A 19251-nucleotide genomic window follows, 5' to 3' on the forward strand; every position below is an offset into this window, starting at 1 on the left:
TTGCTATGATAGCGCTGCAATTATTAGATAAAGATATTTGATTTAGAAAAAAGTATTAGTTTTTTAAACTTTAGGTTTTCTCACGCTTTTATTAGCATGAATTTTTTGCTTAATACTTTTAGCAAAATCTTTATTATGATCAGATGATTTATTTTTATTTTTATTAGCTCTTTTTGCTGCAATTATTTTGACTTCACTAATTTTTTTTACTTTTGTTTTTCTTGACATACTAGTTACAGGCACAATATGAGTTGCTTCAAAACCTTCCAGCTCTTCACGAGGCAAAAGATGTCCAATAAGGTGTTCAATATTTGACAATGATTCCACTTCATCTGCACTCACAAGAGATACAGCTAAACCATCTTGACCAGCTCTACCAGTTCTACCTATTCTATGTACATAATCTTCTGCTACATTTGGTAAATCTAAATTTATTACACATGGCAACTGTTGGATATCAATCCCACGAGCTGCAATATCTGTAGCTACTAATACATTTATTTCTTTAGATTTAAAGTCAGCTAAAGCTTTTGTGCGAGCTCCTTGGCTTTTATTACCATGAATTGCACTACTAGTAATTCCAGCATTATTTAATTTCTCAGAAATTTTGTTTGCACCATGTTTAGTACGAGAAAACACTAATACTTGATGAAGATCTTGTTCTTTTATTAAAGCAATTAAAACGCTAATTTTTTTAGACTTATCTAATGTATAGACTTTTTGTGTAATCTTCTTTACCGTAGTATTTACAACATCTACTGATACAGATTGTGGATTATTAAGAAATTCACTGGCTAATGTTTTTATTTCTGAAGAAAATGTAGCTGAAAACATAAGTGTCTGAATATTTTTAGGTAATAACTTATGTATTCTTTTTAAGTCATGTATGAAACCCATATCTAACATTCTATCAGCTTCATCAAGTACTAATGTGTTTAAAATATTAAACTTAATAGCATTTTGACTATATAAATCCAACAACCTACCAGGGGTTGCTATTAATATTTCAACACCTTTTCTTAATTTCATCATTTGTGGGTTTATACTTACTCCACCAAAAACAACTGTTGAGCGAATATGTGTATTCTCAGCATATAATCTAACTTGATCTTGAATTTGTGCTGCCAATTCTCTTGTGGGCGTTAATACTAATACTTTAATATTATTTGCTTGCGCCTTAGGTTGGTCTAGTAACTTTTGGATAATAGGTAATGTAAAACCTGCTGTTTTACCCGTACCAGTTTGTGCTGAAGCCATAAGGTCACAACCTTTTATGACTAGCGGAATTGCTTTTAATTGAATTGGAGTTGGTTTTGTATAACCTTTTTTTTCTAGAGCATTACATATTGAAGTATTTAAACCTAAATCTGAGAATTGCATGAATTTTTTCTAACCTATATTTTTTTAACTTAAGTATATTACCACTAATAACTAATATTTACTCTATAAAGATGATTTATTAAATAATATAATATTTCAATATATAGTCGCAATCATATTGTCATGACAAGTAAATATTGTTCAAAATTAGGTAAAAAGGTTCAACAACACCTTATAAAATTAGGTTTAGAACAACCTAGAGAGTTTAAGTATGATAATGACGTAAAAATAGAAAAAATATCTAATGCGTATCGTGATATACTAGATACTCTTGGTTTAAAAACTCACGAGTTTGAAAAAACACCCTTTAGGATAGCTAGAATGTTTTCACAGGAAATTTTTAATGGCTTAGATTATAATAATTTTCCAGCTTGTGCTCTATATGAAAATGAATTTAAGTATAATGGAACTCTAACCCAGAAAAATATAGCTATAATGTCTTTTTGTGAACATCATTTTGTACCATTTGAAGGCACTGCTGAAATCTCAATAATTCCTAAAAACAATAATATTATAGGTCTTTGTCGACTAAATAGTATTTGTGATTTTTTCTCTAGACGTCCTCAAATTCAAGAAAGAATGACTGCCCAAATATTTGAAAGTTTAAAGTTTATTTTAAAAACTGAGGATGTATCAGTAAAAATCACAGCTAAACATACTTGCGTATCATTTCGAGGATGTAATACTAAAAATTCTGAGACTAACACCCATATCACTGGTGGAGTCTTTACAAAATAAAGATGGTTTTAAAAATGAGTAGCTTATTGGATATTGGATGTTTATTTCTGCTTGCTTTAATTATAGGATGCATAGCTACAGATAGCTATCTAAAATTATTTTTAATAATAATAACTGTAATTTATTATCTTATAGGCAGTGGTATTTTAGGTTATTTGTTAGCAAAACCACTATTATCGGAGAGGGTAAATATAAATGCTTGCAAAAACACAAATGGTATTATACTACTTGGAGCAGGGCTTAATGATGCTTTTGGGAGTATAGAGCCAAGTTTAGGAGCTTATGACCGTGTGGTGAAAACCGCACAGATTTATAATAAATACCCACAAAAGATTATAATTAGCGGTGGTAGCTCAACTAATAAAAAAGTCTCAGAAGCTGAAGTTTATGCTGAGCAATTATATAAATTAGGTATACCAAAAATAGATATTATATTAGAAAAGCAATCTTTAAATACTTATCAAAATGCCAAATTCACTAAACAAATACTCAGTAACGATCAACACAAGTATTGCTTAGTTACAGGTGGTATTCATTATAGAAGAGCAAAAATTATCTTTGATAAATTTAATATAAGTACCATAAGTATAGCATCATCAAAATTTGTGCCTAGTATTAAGGTATTACCTAGCGCATATAATTTTTATATTACTCAAAGAATTATTCATGAATATCTAGGTATTGCGAGACTTTATTTATAGGCTCATCTCTAATATTTTGCGACTATCTTGTAAAGTAATATCTTGTGATTCTCCAAGAGCTATCATTCCACTAGTTTCTAAACTATTAATTACTTGATCAAAATATTCAGAGCCAAAATTATAAGCTTTTAACTTAGTTGGGTTACCTATTTTTTCAAAAAAATCTATAGTCTTTGTTATTGCCATATCTATTTTGTCATTTTTACTTAAAGAACTATCTATTCCCCAAACTCTTTCTGCATATTGGGATATTTTATCTCCCTTTTTATCTCTTTTATATTCCATAATGCTAGGAAGAATTATAGCAAGAGTTTGTGCATGGTCTAATCCATAAAAAGTAGTTAATTCATGCCCTATCATATGGGTTGACCAATCCATAGCTACACCACGTGAAATCAACGAGTTTAATGCCATAGTAGCGCACCACATAATGTTTGCTCTTATATTATAATCATTGGGAGTTTTTATAACTTTTTCACCCTCTTCAATGAGCGTTTGTAAAATACTCTCAGCAAATCTATCCTGTAATGGCGAGTTTTGGGGATAGGTTAGATATTGCTCCATAACGTGTACAAATGCATCTATTACTCCATTTGCCACCTGACGTGATGGCAACGTGTAGGTCACCTCTGGATCTAATATAGAAAATTTTGGAAAAACTTTTTCATTCATAAAGGAGCGTTTTTTATTTAAATCCTTTCTTGAGATAACAGCCCCTGCATTCATTTCAGATCCTGTTGCAGGAATAGTCAAAACTGTACCAAACTCCAAAGCTTCCTTAATCTCTGCCCCTTGTGCTAAAATATCCCATGGATTGCCACTGAACTTAGCAGCTGCCGCGATAAATTTAGTGGCATCAATTACTGAACCACCACCAACTGATAAAATAAAATCTATATCGTTTTTTTGTATAAAAGCTACTGCCTCCATACAAGTTTCATACTCAGGATTAGGTTCAATACCTGAAAATTCGAATACTTTATGTTTTACTAAAGCATCCTTTACTTGTTGATATACTCCATTTTTCTTAATACTTCCTCCACCATAGATCATTAATATTTTTTTATCTATACTAATAGCATTAGATAATTCTTCTATTTCACCCTTCCCAAAGAATATTCTTACTGGATTATAATATTCAAAATTTTGCATATATGGGCCTCTTAAAGATTATTAAATTGTATACACAATCAAGTATAACTCCTTTATAATTTTAACTGTAATATTTTAATCATCTAGCATTATATAAAATAAGTTGGAAAAACAAGCTAACAAATATAAAATAATTAAATATTACTTAATAAATTTTAAACATTATTATGAAATTAAAAGAGATTATTATAAAAGTGAGTTTCATTTTTTGTATTACAGTAGGATTATTGTTTATTTTATTAGATACCTCTGGAGCTGATGGAAACAAGCATCCACGTATATTAGAAATAGTATCTTTCAATATAAACAAATCAACATCAAATAAAGAGTTAATCCATGCTTCAAACACAGTAACAAAAGATCTAAAGTATTACAAAGGTTTTGTGAAAAGAACTTTAACACAAAGTACTGACAATCCAAACCAATGGACCGATATTATTGAATGGAACTCTCTAGAGGATGCGCATAGTGCTATAGCCAAGGCTGTAGATAATCCAGATTTACAGGCTTTCTTTAAATTAATGAAGCATGGTGAAAAAACGTATCAAACAAAATCTGAATATCTACGTATTCAATCTCAAACTAATCAATAAATACTTTTCACTATATCTTATTTATTTCAAAAAAAGTAATTTTTAGTTATAATTCATATCTAAATTCTAAAAATTATTTTAAATCATGAAGTATACTAAACTTGGTAAAACCAATATAGATATTAGTCGCATATGTCTAGGAACTATGACTTGGGGAAGTCAGAATACTCAAGCTGAAGGTTTTGAACAGATGGATTATGCACTATCTCAAGGAGTTAATTTTTGGGATACTGCTGAGGTATATTCAGTACCTCCAACTCCTGACACTTATGGAAAAACAGAGGAAATTATAGGAAATTGGTTTGAATCTAGACAAAAAAGAGAAGAAATTATTCTAGCAACAAAATTTTCACCAATTCCTTGGGCTCGTGGTGAAGAAAACCCTACAATTAATAAAGCAAATATTATTACAGCTGTAGATAATAGTCTAAAAAGATTAAAAACTGACTATATTGATCTTTATCAATTTCACTGGCCTGTTAATAGATCTAATTATCACTTTGCTAACTGGTGGGATTTTGAACCATCTTGTGGAGGCGCCGCTAAACAACAAATATCTGATAATATTTTAGAAACTCTACAAACATGTGATCAACTGATAAAAGCTGGAAAAATTCACCATATAGGACTTTCTGATGATTCTACTTGGGGTGTTAGTCAATTTATCAAACTTGCTGAAAAATATAATTTACCAAGAATTGCTAGTATTCAAAATGAATATAATTTACTACGTCGCAGAGATGAAACTGATGTTATGGAAACTTGTGCATTAGAAGAAGTTTCATATTTACCATGGTCACCACTACAGATGGGAATATTAAGTGGTAAATATTTAAATGGCAATGTTCCAGCTGGTAGTAGACTATCTGATGAAGTAATGGGGTCTGAAGAGCAAAAAGCTAGATTCGCTACAAGACATAATTCAACAGTTGATAGTGCTGTAGCAGAGTATATTGATATAGCAAAAAAACATAATATAGATGTTTGCCAGTTAGCAATAGCCTTTACAATTAGAAAATCATATATGAGCTCTAGTATAATTGGTGCGACATCTATGGATCAACTTAAAAACAATATCGCCGCAATTAATATAGATCTATCTCAAGAAGTTTTAGCTGATATTGAAAAGGTCAGAAGAAAATACCCTGTCCCATTCTAAAAAATAGTAGGCTATTTATGAGTAAAAAATACAAAGTTATTACCTATTTTTAGTAATCTTTTTAAGATTCTGTTGCAATTATTGATTAAATTAATGACCACAGCCTTATGAAAACAATAGAGTTAAAGCAAGCATTTGAAAATTTTGATTTTATAATTTCATTTGATAAAAATTCGATTATTAAACTAGTTTCAAAATATTTTATGGAGATAAAAAATGATATATAGCAAATATTTAAAATCAGAAATTTACTCAGATAAGCATATTATATTTTTTCATGGTGGTCCAGGTCTTGTTTCTCATGAAATTTATAGAAAATTCTGGGATAAGTTTAACAGTAATCATAATATACATTATTTAGACTATAGAAATCATGGTCTTAGTAGTGATTATGATAGTTTTTCTTTAGAAGATATAGCTGATGATTATTTTGAATACATAAATAATATAGATGAAAAGGATATAAAAATATATTTAGCTGGAGTCTCTCTCGGAGGATGGGTTATATTAGAATTTATGAGTAAATATTATGAAACATTAAAGCCAAAGATTCATAAGCTTATTATTTGTAATTCAGAGCATAGAGTATGTAAAGATAGTATTATCAATAATTACACTAATAATTATCCTATTAAAACATTAGAAGTAATTAAAGAAATGTTTTCAGACAATCTTCAACCAGATATTGGAAAGAGATATATTGAGAATTGTGTTTGTGGAGTAGGGAAGTCATATACTCCAGATGATTTTGCTAAGTGCGTACCTAGATTTAACTACGACCTATTTTATTATTTTTATAAAAACAAGATGTATGATATTAATTATACATCTCAAATATCAAAATTCAATAATGTTGAATTGCTAAATATTATAGGTAGTAGAGACCCAGAACATGATTATAAATTTAGCCTTGAGCTATCCTCTCTATTTACAAATGCAACAACTAAAATATACCCTTGTGGTGCTCCATGCTATGGATTCTACCCTGATGATGTACTTAATGATATTCAATCTTTTTTAGAGAGGAAATAAATAATACTATTGAAATTATTTAAACTAAGCTTCTCGGAAGTTCAAAATAAATTATTAGTCATTCTTATATTTACAGCCTTTGCAATGATATATTCTACAACAGATATACTTGGGAATATTTTCTTCAATCGGACTTTATCTGTTTTTGGTGTACTTACAGGGTTTTCTTACTAATAATTACATATGTAATTATTGATTCTATAACAACTGCTGGTAACAAAAAAATATGGTTCTGTTGCAATTATTGACAGTTATTTAGATTAAATTTAGACTTTTATCTATCACATACTAGAAATACGAAAACTGCTAATGCTTCTTTCATAGGCTATGAATGGATGAGGATGTTTAAGAAAGGACAATTTAATATTTGGACTAAATTTAGAAACAAGTCTGAAGCTAGCTTTATATAGTTAATCCGATAGTTATTTGACAATAATGTTATAATATTTAGAAAAAATGTCATCATATAGCCAAGATTTCAGAGATATCGTAATAACTAAATATAAAGAAGGCCTAACAGACAAAGAGCTAAGTAATTTTTTTAATATAGATATCCGTACTACTAGATCTTGGATAAACTTATACGAGACAACTGGTGATTATAAATCTAAGCAAGGCTTGGGGTTGCGGTAGAGTAGCAACCTTTACAGATAAGGAAGCGATAGAAAGCTACTTAAGAACATATCCAGATGCAATGGCTTTAGATATTAGAGAAGCATTAGCTCCTGAAATACCTAGAAGCACATTTTATGATTGTCTTACCAGACTTGGTTTTAGTTTTAAAAAAAGACACCTAAATATAAGCAAAGAAAAGAACAAGATAGGCAAAGTTTTATAGAGGTTGTTGAGACTATTGAACCTAACAAACTTGTATATTTAGATGAAATGGGTATGGATAATAAACAGTCTGTACTAAGAGGATGGTCTCTTGTTGGTAAACCTAGCTATGGTGAAGTTATTGCTTATCAAACTCAGAGAAAAAGTATAGTTGCTGGTTATAACTATTTAGAAAAGAAGATTATAGCACCGCTAGAGTATACTGGATATACAGATACTCAAATTTTTAATCAGTGGTTTGAAGAGCATTTATGTCCTGAGTTAATTCCAAAGACTACTGTTGTTATGGATAATGCTAGTTTTCATAAGTCTCCTAAATTGGCTAAAATAGCAGAGAAGTTTGATATACAGATACTATACCTTCCTGCTTATTCTCCTGATTTAAATCCTATAGAAAAAATTTGGGCCAATTTTAAAAGAATTTTAAGAAAAGTAAATAATTCTTTTGATAATTTATCTGATGCTATTACTCACGTCTTTAGCACAATATTATCAGATTAACTATAAATGAATTATTTGATGTCTACAGCCCTAACTGTATCTAATAGAAAGTGATAATATTATTTTTATAATTTAATCAATAATTGCAACATAACCTTATTTTTATCTTATTAAGTCTTGCTGGGATACTAGCTTAAAATTAGCTAGACAAAAAATTTTTTAAAGTATCTAAGCCATACTTTGTTAAATATGCTTCTGGATGATATTGTACGCCATAAATTCTTAATTTTTTATGCTCAAAAGCCATTATTTCATTATCTTTTGTTTTAGCTATAGAAACTAATGGATTACTAATATTATCAACTATTAATGAATGATATCGTGTAACTTCAAACTCTTTAGAATGATTTTGATATAGTTGCGATGTTTTTAGCTGTCTAATTATAGAATTTCTTCCATGGTAAATTTGCTTAGCTTTTACTATTTTAGATCCATAATATTGAGCTATTAACTGATGTCCTAAGCAAATACCTAACAAAGGTAAATTATTTTCTTCACAATATTTTATAAGTGAATATAAATGTTTTAATTCATCAGGATGTCCTGGACCTGGACCAATTACAATATGGCTATATCCCCCTAAATCATCCCATAACTCATCTGATTTTAAAATTTTCACTTCAGAACCTAAATAAGTCAGATAATCAACAATTGTATTTGTAAAAGAATCATAATGATCAATATATAATATCATTTTTAAATCTCTAAAGTTGCAGGGATTAACCCTCTGACACTATTAACTAAATAAATATTATCGGCTAATTTCAAATCATTTAAAGTTATTTTTTTATACTTTAATTTATCTTTTAGGACTAAAGATTTTATTGCAATTCCATTTAAAGCTCCATCAACTGGTTCAGGGGTATATAATTTATCATCTTTTTCAACCACTATATTATGAAATCTTGTTTCTGTTATATTATCTTTTTCATTTAGATATATAAGTTCATAATTGTTAACTTCAGCAGCATACTTATCATGCATTTTAGCATAAAAACCACGTGTCGAAACATGTGTGGTTTTGTATTGAAAGAGCTTGTTTGTAGAATCCACTCTTTCCGGACAAATACCTAATTTTATACTCACTTTCACATTTGTATTTATCTGACTACTTTCGATTACTAAAGTTTTATCATAATCATATACAAGACGTATTTTATACTCTTTACTATAATTTAATCTATTAGAATAATTTAACAATCTATCTCTTATACTATAAATGTCTATTTCAAAAAATAATCTGCTTGCTGTGCTTTTAAGACGCTCAAGGTGCATATCTAGATTTCTAAATCCATTACAATAATAAATACTTTCTATTAATGAAAAATTTGGTTTATATATTTTTTTAATAAAATTAATTTTTGTATCCATCTCATCCCATTCAGACTGAACATCCGAGTATACTGTTACCCCCCCTCCTACACCGATCTGTAAGTAGTTTTGATATTTCTGTATTGTCCGAATAGCAACATTAAAACACATATCATTATTTGGTAAGATATACCCTATGCTTCCAGTATAAACACCCCTATTGCTTTGCTCTATTTGTTTTATTCGTTCCATCGTTCGTTTTTTAGGCGCCCCAGTAATTGAACCACATGGAAATAAATTATCTAATATTTGACTAAAAAATAAATTTTTATCTACTTTAGCAGATATCTTAGAAGTCATTTGTAAAATACCATTATATTCTTCTATCGAAAAAAGTTGATCGACATTAACAGTATGATTTTTTGCTATTGCTGATAAATCATTTCTTAATAAATCAACGATTATTAAATTTTCAGATTTATTTTTACTACAAGATTTCAGTTTATTATAAATTTGTTTGTTTTTTACATTATCATCTGTAAGCCTTGCTGTACCCTTCATAGGCTTTACAATTAAATTTTCACCCTCCTTCTTAAAGAAAAGTTCTGGTGAAATTGATATTATGTCTGGGTTTAAAAAAGGTAAATAAGCGGCATACTTAACAGCTTGCTGTTTTTTTAATTTAGCATATAATAAGCTGCTTTCAAATTTACAATTAGCTTCTATATTTTTAGTTAAGTTAATTTGGTAACTCTCTCCATTAATAAGAGTTTGATGCACTTTGTTAAATTTATTTTGATAATCTTTATAACTATTTGTATCCAGCATACAATCTAATGAAACATTAGTATCTGATACGGAAGGAATTTTTTTACTAAAAGAATCAAAAGCTATAAAATGAAGTAACTTACCATCATTATGTGAACGCAAATGTTCTAATTTTTCATTCAAATAATAACTCGCTTCATAACTAATATAGCCAGCTATACATAAGCCTTTTGATTGTAAATTTATTATTTCTTTAAGAGCTATCTTTAGTGATTTGCTATCATATGCTAATATTTCCTTAATAGGATTATAAAAATAATAACTTCCATTAGATGTTAAAGTATCCTCAAAGATAGCAAATTGTGGTAAATTATGCTTCATTATTAATTAATTCTTTTAGTTTTTTTCTATCAGTTTTGCCTGTTGCTGTTAAGGGAATTTCATCAATATACAAAATCCCATCTAATTTTTTGTACTCTGAGATATATTCGATCAAATTCTGATTTATAAAATCAAGAGAGTAATCATTATTAGCAACTAAAAGTGCCCAAATTGTTTCTCCCCATATATTATCTTCTTTTCCAACAATAACACAATTTTTAATACCATTTATTGCTAAAATTACATTTTCTAGCTCTATAGGTGAAATATTAGATCCTCCTTTTATGATAATATCCTTATATCTACCATAAAAAGTTAATTCATAAGTTTGCTTATCAAAACTGCCTATATCACCTGTTTCTAACCATTCTCCAATATTATTCAATGGGATCATATAATTTTTTATAAAAATTTTGCCATAATCGCTCTTCTCAAATTTTTCAATTTTTATATCAGTATCTGTAAAAATTTTAATTTTACGATTACTGTTTACTGTTGTATTTTGACCATAACCAAAAACTTCTGTCATCCCGATACCATTCAACAATGGTAAATTTAATTTTTGCGATACTAAAGCCTCTAATTTTTCAGAAAATATATCTCCAGCTACGCTTAAGTATCTAAGACTATTCCTTGAGGTAATATTCTCTTGAAGCAGAAAATAATACATTGTTGGTAATAGTGCTAAACTAGTAATATTAGTTTGATTTATTATTTTAACTAAAATTTTAGAATTAAACTCCCGTATCAATGTAATATTTAACCCCATAGCTAAAGCAGGTAAAATCTGGTACGAAAAAGCAAATGCATGATTTATAGATAATGCTACTAACAAATGATCATCATTTTTTAGACCTAAATTATTTACACTTGCTTGAGCATACTTAATTATTTGATTAATATTATGATAATGCTTTTGATAATAACCTGTAGTACCTGAACTTATATGTGCAGTTATAGCTTTTTGGTGTATAGTAAAATTATTTGTCTTAGGTAGTCCCTCTAAAAAACTCTTCTCATCTTTAACTAATATAATTTTTATTTTATTATCTTTAAACAGATATTTTTTATCTGTTATAAATATAGAGTTTTGCTCTATAATACTCTCCAACTCATGATTTATTAGTCTTGGATTAATTGGTACAAAAAGATCTATATCTGCTATCCAACTAGCTATATATAAACAAATTGAAAGTGGTGAATTTTTAAGGTTTGAAAATATTTTTCTATAACCATATATTTCTAATATTCTTGAGAGATCATAAGCTTTTGATAAAATTTCTTTATATGAATACTCTCTATCTTCAAAATAAATAGTTTTAGTAGAATTATGACTTTCGATATTTTTTAAAAATTTCTTAAGTAAGCACATTTTTATGTTCAATTTGTTATCTAAGCAACCTCTTAATATGATATATTAAATATCAAAAATAACATTTAAATTTTATTTATATTATGCAACAATCTTTATTTTTAAATGCTCTTGAAATATATATTAATTTAGGCTGTTCTGAAGAAGAACGATTTCATAAACAAATGATCAAAATTGATTTAGAGCTAGAGTTTAATCAAAGTTACTCTGCTAGTGACACAGATAACCTAGAAGAAACAATTTGTTATTATACTTTGAGGAATAATATCCAAACATTTTGTAATAAAATTAGCTGTAATCTTATAGAATATCTTGCTAAACAGATATTTTTATTTTTACAAAAAAAATATAGCGATGTAAATATAAGCTATTTAAAACTTATAAAAGCACCTCCTGTTTCTCAAATAGAATCAGCGGCTTTTATTATTAGGAACTAATATGCAATATATTATAGGGATTGGGACAAATGTAGGTTTTACATTAAAAAATATACATACAGCCATATCAATGATTGAAAAATCACCTAATATCAAAGTGCTAAAAAAAGCTAGTCTATATTCTAGTAAAGCATTACTAAAAAAAAATTCCCCAAAGGAATGGGATCTTAATTTCATAAATTCTGCCGTAAAGATAAAGGCTTCTTTAAAACCAGAAGAACTTTTAATAACTCTAAAAGATATTGAAAAAGATCTTGGCCGAGATCTTAATGCTTCTATATGGTCGCCTAGGGTTATCGACTTAGATATACTTACCGCCGGAGATTTTATTTTAGATAATAAACACTTAACTATCCCCCATAAAGAACTCGTTTATAGAAATTTTGCTTTAGGACCTGTATTAGAACTCGACAGGAGTTGGTATCACCCCAAGCATGCAGAAATTAACTTAAATACTAGATTAAACGAGCTAGGTGGTGTTGACAAACTAAAGCAACGCCTTTCTAATACAATGCGCATGGGAATAGTAAATTTATCTGATCAATCTTTTTCTGATGGGAATTTCGATGATGTTCAGCGTCAATCAAACCTACTCGAACTTCTCAATAGCGGCGCTGAGATTATCGATATAGGAGCTGAATCAACTAAACCAGATGCCCTAGCTATATCTATAGATGAAGAGTTTATTAAATTAGATTGCTTTTTAAGGCATTTAAAATCACAGTACCCAAAATTAAAATATAAACCTTTAATAAGTATTGATACGCGTAAATTAGAGGTTATGAAAAAAATATTAGAAAAATATCATGATATGATATGGATGATTAATGATGTTGAATGTAATGATATAAAGCAAAAAGCTAGATTAATTGCTAAATATAATAAAAAATATGTTATTACTCATAATTTAGGTATAACTAATAGAGATGAATACCTTGATAAAAATGATGCAATAGATAGTATTTGTAACTATATTGAAGATAAAAAATCCATATTGATATCCGAAGGCATAAAACATCAAAATATTTATTTTGATGTTGGTTTTGGTTTTGGTAAAAAATCAGATACTGCTAAATATCTATTAGAAAATATCACTAAAATAAGAGATAGATTAGGCTTAAAAGTCCTTGTAGGACATTCTCGTAAAGCTTCTGTTTTAGATCTACCTAAAAATGCTCCTATATATGTTTTAGATAGTGCAACAAGAAAATTATCATTAAAGTTAGAAAAATTAAATATTGATATTATCAGAGTTCATAAAATTTAATAGGGAAATATCATGCCATACCATCCTGGATTAGAAGCCATTTTGGATACTCCAGAAATCAGAAAGATCAAAAAACTAGATTTACAACAACAACGTGAAATTTTCACTAAACTATCTATTGATCAAATCAGGCGTATTCCACAGCCGGATATTTTAGAAAAAAATATACAACTAGAAAATAATACCACTCTAAGACATTATCAACCAAAGAGATCTAGTGATAAAGCTATTTTCTTTGTGCATGGTGGTGGCTGGTGCTTAGGCTCTATAGACACTTATGATCATGTTTGTAGGTATCTATGTGACCAAGGTAATATAAATATATTTTCTCTTGAATATGGCTTAGCACCTGAACATATTTACCCAACAGCACTTGAACATACCTTATATGCATATGATTGGTTATATGAAAATATTAAAGATTTTAATATAGCTGCTGATAATATTTTTGTCATGGGAGATAGCGCTGGAGGCAACCTTGTAACAATAGTCTGTCAAGAACGTCAAGAACGAATGCCTAAAGCTCAAATACTTGTATACCCTGCTGTTGATATGTATACAAAATATGAAAGTAATAAAAAATATGATGAATTTAAATACCATTTAAATGCTGATTGGTGTGAACTGTTTCTTAAAGCATATCTTGGCGATGAAATTTTCTCTAAACCAAAACAACTTAAGCAACCTACCATATCTCCTTTATTTTATAAAAATCTACACCAACCTGATACATTAATAATTGCTGCTACTCATGATATATTAATTGATGGCATATACGCTTATGAGAAAAAACTTAAAGAACAAGGTGTTTCTGTTGAAACATATTATGATGATGAGATGTTTCATGGATTTATAAATATAATAGGTATTAGCCCCTTGGGAAATGCTAAAAAAGCTCTCGATAAAGCTCTTGAATTTATTAACAAAAAATAATACTTAAAGAATATATTTATTATGGCCCCAATCTTTAAAACTGATAAAAAATATGGCAAACAATCTGAACAATTAATTAAAAAATTTAATGAATTACCAGCTTTTGTAGCTACAGGTGGTGAAATTATTTTTGTATCAAGTGATTTTCTAGAAGTTCATACTAAGTTTAATCTGACAGAAAATACAAAAAATTATCATGGTACCGGTTTTGGTGGTGCTATTTACTCATCTTTAGACCCTATTTATCCTTTACAATTTATCTATATTCTAGGAGATAAATTTGTAGTTTGGGATTTAGCGGCAAAGATAGAATATTTGAAGCCAATCGATCATGATGTATATGCAAAATTCTTATTAACCATAGAGCAAATTAATGACATCAAAAAAACAATCGAAGCTAAAAACAAAGCAGTTATAGATCTTCCTGTTGAATATACAGATATTGATAGCAACAATATCTATGCAAGAGCCTCAAAGACTATATACATAGCTGATAAGGAATACTTTAATAATAAAAGCAAATAATTAACTCTTCTATATTTTCTTTAAAGCATTAATTATTGCCTGTTGTGTAATGTGTTTTAAATTCTTAATATCTTGTTCTGTTGAATTTAATGGAGGCATCCAATAGATTGTATTTCCTAGCGGTCTAATTAAAGCTCCTAGTTTTAAAGCTTCCTGATACACATCAAAACCAAATCTTGGTTTATCTATATTAAGATCAGTAGCTATGATACTGCCGAGATTTCTAATATTTGTAAGAATAGGAATTTCTTCTTTTAAACTGATAAATGAATCTAGCATTTGAGCCTCAAGCTTTTCTATGTTATTTAAAATTTTCTCTTGCTCAAATATATCCAAAACACTATTTGCAACCACTGCTCCTAATACATTTCCACTATGAGTATGAGAATGTAAAAACGCTTTAGAAACTTCATCTTTATAAAATTTTTCATAGTATTTATTTTTGGTTAATGTAACACTAAAAGGTATCATTCCTGACGTAATTCCTTTTGAAATGCATAAAAAATCAGGTGAGATATCAAGATAATCAAAGGCAAATAATTTACCTAACCGACCTACTCCTGTCATTATTTCATCAAAAATCACATATATATCATTATCTTTACACCACTGGCATAGCCTATTCAAATAGTCCTTACTATATATTTTCATTCCTCCAGCGCCTTGACAAAGAGGCTCTACAATTAATGCATTAATATTCTGATGATTTTTCTCTAAATATTTTTTTGTTTCTAACCAGTATTGATTTGCATCAAACCATAAAGGATCATTTTTACCTGTTACATAAGGTAATTTCTTTATAATATAGCTATCAAATAAATGTGCCTTATATGGTTCAGAATATAAACCACAATCACTAACACTCATTGTTGCTAGAGTTTCACCATGGTATGAATTTTCTAAACATACAAACTTTGTTTTAAGTGGCTGATTTTGGATTTGTCTTAGATGTGTAGTCATTTTTAAAGCAATCTCTACTGCACATGAACCATCTCCTGCAAATAACGCTTTATCCATTGAAGTTAGTTTACATATTCTATTACTAAATTGTTCTATTTCTTCATTAGTGGTATTAGCAAATATAATATGTTCAAATTTATCTAGTTGATTTTTTAATCTATTTATAATCAAAGGGTGTCTATGACCTAAAGATTTACACCACCAGCTGGATATAGCATCAAATATTTTTCTATTATCTTGTGTATATAAGTAGCCACCTTCAGCTTTAACTATATGTAACGGAGGTACTTTTTCAAAATCTTTCATTTGCGTACATGGATGCCAAATACTCGTGCTATACATTATTGTAAACCTTAATGTCATTTTTAAGTTGACATAGATTATACTCAAGATATAGAATTGTTTGCAACTAGAAATACTACCAAGTAAAAAATGACTTTAGAACAAATCAAACAAATATATGATAAACCATTAACAGATTTAATATTTACAGCTCTAGAAACACATAAAAAAAATTTTGGTAATGATGTTGAGTTATGTTCATTAAAAAGTATTAAAACAGGTACATGCCCAGAAGATTGTAAGTATTGCCCTCAAAGTGGTCATTACAATACGAGTATTGAAAAACACCGCTTATTGGATAAAGACAATATTTTAAATGAAGCTAAGCTTGCTAAAAGTAATGGTTCAAAAAGATTTTGCATGGGAGCGGCATGGAAAAACATACCTAAAAAAGATTTAGATAAAGTTACTGAGATTATATCTGAAGTAAAGAAATTAGGCCTAGAGACATGTGTAACTTTAGGAAGTGTTAACAGTGAAGAAGCTACAAAACTAAAACAAGCAGGTCTAGATTATTACAATCATAATTTAGATACATCAAGAAATTATTATCCTAAAATTATCTCTACCCGTAAATTTGATGAAAGAATTCAAACGATAAAAAATATTGCTGAAGCAGATATTAATGTATGCTGTGGTGGTATATTAGGAATGGGTGAATCATTAGATGATAGGTTTAGTTTACTTTTAGAGCTTTTAGCCTTACCATCTGCACCTCAAAGCATACCTATTAATACCTTGATACCTATCAAAGGCACTCCTCTAGGAGATACTTATTCAGAGGCTCAAATTGATAATCTTGATCTTGTTAGATTTATAGCAACAACTAGAATATTATTTCCTAAAGCTAGGCTCAGATTATCCGCAGGCCGTCAAAATATGTCCACAGAAACCCAAACATTATGCTTTTTGGCAGGTATAAATTCAATATTTTATGGTAACAATTATCTAACTGTTAATAATGCTACAGTTAATTCAGATAATCTTTTACTATCAAAATTAGGGTTAAGCCACTAATTAACTCTATTATGATAAATCTAAAAAAAAAATATTTACAATATCAAAAAGATAATTTACTAAGAAAATTAATTATCTTAGACAGAAATAAAGATATTATTGATTTTACTTCAAGTGACTATCTGAATTTATCAAATTCAAGCAACCTAAAAGAAGCTCTATCTGATGGTTTTGATAAATATGGATTTGGAAGTCAAGGATCTAGCATTGTATGTGGTTATACTGATGTAACCAAAGAGCTTGAAATAAAATTTGCAAGTTTTGTAAATTATCCTAAAGCTATCTTTTTTAATTCAGGTTATATGGCAAACTTAGCCATTTATTCAACCTTATTTGATAAAAATAGTACTTTATTTGCTGATAAATACATCCATGCATCTACTATAGACGGAGTTAGATTAGCTCAAACAAAGCTTAGAAGATACAATCATCAAGATCTAACTCATTTAAAAAATATTTATAATAATAAAAGTTTTATTACTAGTGAAGGAATTTTTAGTACATCTGGAAGCATTAGTAAACTTGATCAAATATCACAGTTTGCCCCAAATAAATTAATCGTTGATGAAGCTCATAGTTTCGGAATTTTAGGAGAGAATGGTAAAGGTTCTATTAATAAATTTCAATTAACTTATAGAAACTGTCCAATAACCATATTTCCTCTTGGCAAAGCTTTTGGTGGAATTGGTGCTATGGTTTGCACAACAACCCAAATTGGTGAATATTTAATTCAATTTGCGAGAAATTACATCTATACAACAGCCCTACCACCTATGTTACTAAAGGCAGCTATACTACAACTTGAAAATCTAAAAAATGCTGATAATAATAGAAAAAAACTTTATGAAAATATTTATTTCTTTAATAGCTTATGTAAAGAAAAAAATTTAAAACTTTTCTCTAATGACATATCTCCAATTAGAAGTATCATTGTTAAAAATAGTAATCTAGCAATGACTATAAAAAATGAACTTAGAAAATATAATATTTTAGTTTCTTGCTTTAGATACCCTACAGTTCCTATAAACCAACCTGTACTTAGGTTTTCAATACATTCAAAAAATACTTTTGCTCAAATAGAAAAAACTCTGAATATTATAGGAGAGTCATATGAATATATATAGTAAAGTTAAAGCTAATTTCTCTAATGCTGATGCTTACTCTAAAAACTCTTCGGTCCAAGATCAGGTTCGAAATTTACTTTTGGAATATTCACATAAATATTCCAAACTCATTAATTACCATCATATTGATAATATCCTAAACTTAGGAGTTCGAGATTTCTCAGAACCACTAGTATTAAACCAGAAATTTCAACCAAAAAATATAGATATTGCAGATATTACTCCACCTAAAGAAACACATAAAAATAAATCTATGCGATCTTTTAAAGTTAATTTTGATAAAGATTTAGACCTTATAGATGGTAATTATGACCTTATATTTTCAAACATGTCATTTCAATGGAGTCAAAATTTTGAATTGCTAATAAAAAATATATCACAAAAATTAAATAACCGTTCTATATTAGCCTTTAGTACAGTTCTTGAGCAAAATTTTAAAGAAATAGATAGTATTTTACGGATAAATAAAATGCACAATATGTCTAGTATCATAAATTATATAAAAAAACATGAGCTTAAATGTTTGCATGATGAAGATTTCTACATATCTCTGGAATTTAATAACTTTAAGGATCTTATTAAACACCTTAAATCTACTGGTGTAAACACATATACTGGCAATAACAGACCAAATTATACTAATATAAAAAAACTATATTTAAACTCAGGAAAATTTAAACTTAGTTACCATATTGGTATTTTTATTTGTTTTAAGGAATAG

At 28.5% G+C, this 19251-nt stretch carries 18 protein-coding genes and 1 pseudogene; 13 read left to right on the forward strand and 6 right to left on the reverse strand.

The window, feature by feature from the left end; genetic code table 11:
* Positions 1–63 precede the first annotated feature (63 nt).
* A complete protein-coding gene (locus ACR0PV_RS05355) occupies positions 64–1380 on the reverse strand; it encodes a DEAD/DEAH box helicase (RefSeq protein ID WP_488173919.1) in 1317 nt (438 codons plus the stop codon).
* 117 nt (positions 1381–1497) lie between these two features.
* Here ACR0PV_RS05355 and folE point away from each other — a divergent pair, with 117 nt between their 5' ends.
* Both folE and ACR0PV_RS05365 read left to right on the forward strand, forming a co-directional pair.
* The gene (folE, locus tag ACR0PV_RS05360) at positions 1498–2118 is read left to right on the forward strand and encodes a GTP cyclohydrolase I FolE (protein ID WP_488173962.1); all 621 of its coding nucleotides are present in this window, start codon (positions 1498–1500) and stop codon (positions 2116–2118) included.
* Positions 2119–2132: 14 nt separating this feature from the next.
* On the forward strand, positions 2133–2819 hold the full coding sequence (locus ACR0PV_RS05365) for a YdcF family protein (protein WP_488173920.1): 687 nt from the start codon (positions 2133–2135) through the stop codon (positions 2817–2819).
* Here the strand turns inward: ACR0PV_RS05365 and ACR0PV_RS05370 are convergent.
* Positions 2814–3971 carry an iron-containing alcohol dehydrogenase gene (locus ACR0PV_RS05370; RefSeq protein WP_488173921.1) on the reverse strand — a complete coding sequence of 386 codons (1158 nt, stop codon included), beginning with the start codon at positions 3969–3971 and terminating at the stop codon, positions 2814–2816. The two genes, ACR0PV_RS05365 and ACR0PV_RS05370, sit on opposite strands and share 6 nt — an antisense overlap.
* Positions 3972–4138: 167 nt before the next feature.
* Here ACR0PV_RS05370 and ACR0PV_RS05375 point away from each other — a divergent pair, with 167 nt between their 5' ends.
* The 4 genes and pseudogenes from ACR0PV_RS05375 to ACR0PV_RS05390 all read left to right on the forward strand — a co-directional run bounded on the left by ACR0PV_RS05375 (position 4139) and on the right by ACR0PV_RS05390 (position 8093).
* On the forward strand, positions 4139–4564 hold the full coding sequence (locus ACR0PV_RS05375; RefSeq protein WP_488172132.1) for an EbhA protein: 426 nt from the start codon (positions 4139–4141) through the stop codon (positions 4562–4564).
* A gap of 85 nt (positions 4565–4649) precedes the next feature.
* Entirely contained in the window at positions 4650–5723 is a 1074-nt protein-coding gene (locus ACR0PV_RS05380) for an aldo/keto reductase (RefSeq protein WP_488172133.1), read from the forward strand.
* A gap of 216 nt (positions 5724–5939) precedes the next feature.
* Complete coding sequence (locus ACR0PV_RS05385) at positions 5940–6755, forward strand: alpha/beta hydrolase (RefSeq protein WP_488172134.1); 816 nt, start codon at positions 5940–5942, stop codon at positions 6753–6755.
* A gap of 456 nt (positions 6756–7211) precedes the next feature.
* Positions 7212–8093: pseudogene (locus ACR0PV_RS05390) on the forward strand (IS630 family transposase).
* Between the two features lie 139 nt (positions 8094–8232).
* On the opposite strand, the gene ACR0PV_RS05395 reads toward ACR0PV_RS05390, so the two are convergent.
* From ACR0PV_RS05395 to ACR0PV_RS05405, 3 genes are read right to left on the reverse strand one after another with little or no spacing between them, the layout of a single operon-like run.
* Positions 8233–8787 (reverse strand): anthranilate synthase component II, encoded by a 555-nt coding sequence (locus ACR0PV_RS05395; RefSeq protein WP_488172135.1) that lies wholly within the window; start codon positions 8785–8787, stop codon positions 8233–8235.
* 2 nt (positions 8788–8789) lie between these two features.
* On the reverse strand, positions 8790–10556 hold the full coding sequence (locus ACR0PV_RS05400; protein ID WP_488173963.1) for a chorismate-binding protein: 1767 nt from the start codon (positions 10554–10556) through the stop codon (positions 8790–8792).
* Positions 10543–11925 carry a class I adenylate-forming enzyme family protein gene (locus ACR0PV_RS05405; protein ID WP_488172136.1) on the reverse strand — a complete coding sequence of 461 codons (1383 nt, stop codon included), beginning with the start codon at positions 11923–11925 and terminating at the stop codon, positions 10543–10545. Before ACR0PV_RS05405 ends, ACR0PV_RS05400 begins: the two co-directional genes overlap by 14 nt.
* Positions 11926–12008: 83 nt before the next feature.
* Here ACR0PV_RS05405 and ACR0PV_RS05410 point away from each other — a divergent pair, with 83 nt between their 5' ends.
* From ACR0PV_RS05410 to ACR0PV_RS05425, 4 genes are read left to right on the forward strand one after another with little or no spacing between them, the layout of a single operon-like run.
* On the forward strand, positions 12009–12362 hold the full coding sequence (locus ACR0PV_RS05410) for a dihydroneopterin aldolase (protein WP_488172137.1): 354 nt from the start codon (positions 12009–12011) through the stop codon (positions 12360–12362).
* Position 12363: 1 nt separating this feature from the next.
* Positions 12364–13629 carry a dihydropteroate synthase gene (gene folP / locus ACR0PV_RS05415; protein WP_488172138.1) on the forward strand — a complete coding sequence of 422 codons (1266 nt, stop codon included), beginning with the start codon at positions 12364–12366 and terminating at the stop codon, positions 13627–13629.
* 12 nt (positions 13630–13641) lie between these two features.
* Positions 13642–14562, forward strand: a complete 921-nt coding sequence (gene bioJ, locus ACR0PV_RS05420) for a pimeloyl-ACP methyl ester esterase BioJ (protein WP_488172139.1) — start codon at positions 13642–13644, stop codon at positions 14560–14562.
* 21 nt (positions 14563–14583) lie between these two features.
* On the forward strand, positions 14584–15087 hold the full coding sequence (locus ACR0PV_RS05425) for a PaaI family thioesterase (RefSeq protein ID WP_488172140.1): 504 nt from the start codon (positions 14584–14586) through the stop codon (positions 15085–15087).
* A gap of 9 nt (positions 15088–15096) precedes the next feature.
* Here the strand turns inward: ACR0PV_RS05425 and bioA are convergent, their stop codons facing one another.
* Complete coding sequence (gene bioA, locus ACR0PV_RS05430; protein ID WP_488173964.1) at positions 15097–16389, reverse strand: adenosylmethionine--8-amino-7-oxononanoate transaminase; 1293 nt, start codon at positions 16387–16389, stop codon at positions 15097–15099.
* A 90-nt stretch (positions 16390–16479) separates the two neighbouring features.
* On the opposite strand from bioA, the gene bioB reads away from it, so the two are divergent.
* From bioB to ACR0PV_RS05445, 3 genes are read left to right on the forward strand one after another with little or no spacing between them, the layout of a single operon-like run.
* Complete coding sequence (bioB, locus tag ACR0PV_RS05435; protein ID WP_488172141.1) at positions 16480–17406, forward strand: biotin synthase BioB; 927 nt, start codon at positions 16480–16482, stop codon at positions 17404–17406.
* A gap of 11 nt (positions 17407–17417) precedes the next feature.
* A complete protein-coding gene (locus ACR0PV_RS05440; protein WP_488172142.1) occupies positions 17418–18530 on the forward strand; it encodes an aminotransferase class I/II-fold pyridoxal phosphate-dependent enzyme in 1113 nt (370 codons plus the stop codon).
* Complete coding sequence (locus tag ACR0PV_RS05445; protein WP_488172143.1) at positions 18517–19251, forward strand: methyltransferase domain-containing protein; 735 nt, start codon at positions 18517–18519, stop codon at positions 19249–19251. The genes ACR0PV_RS05440 and ACR0PV_RS05445 overlap by 14 nt, the downstream gene beginning before the upstream one ends.

Source organism: Francisella sp. AG1 (assembly GCF_057683165.1).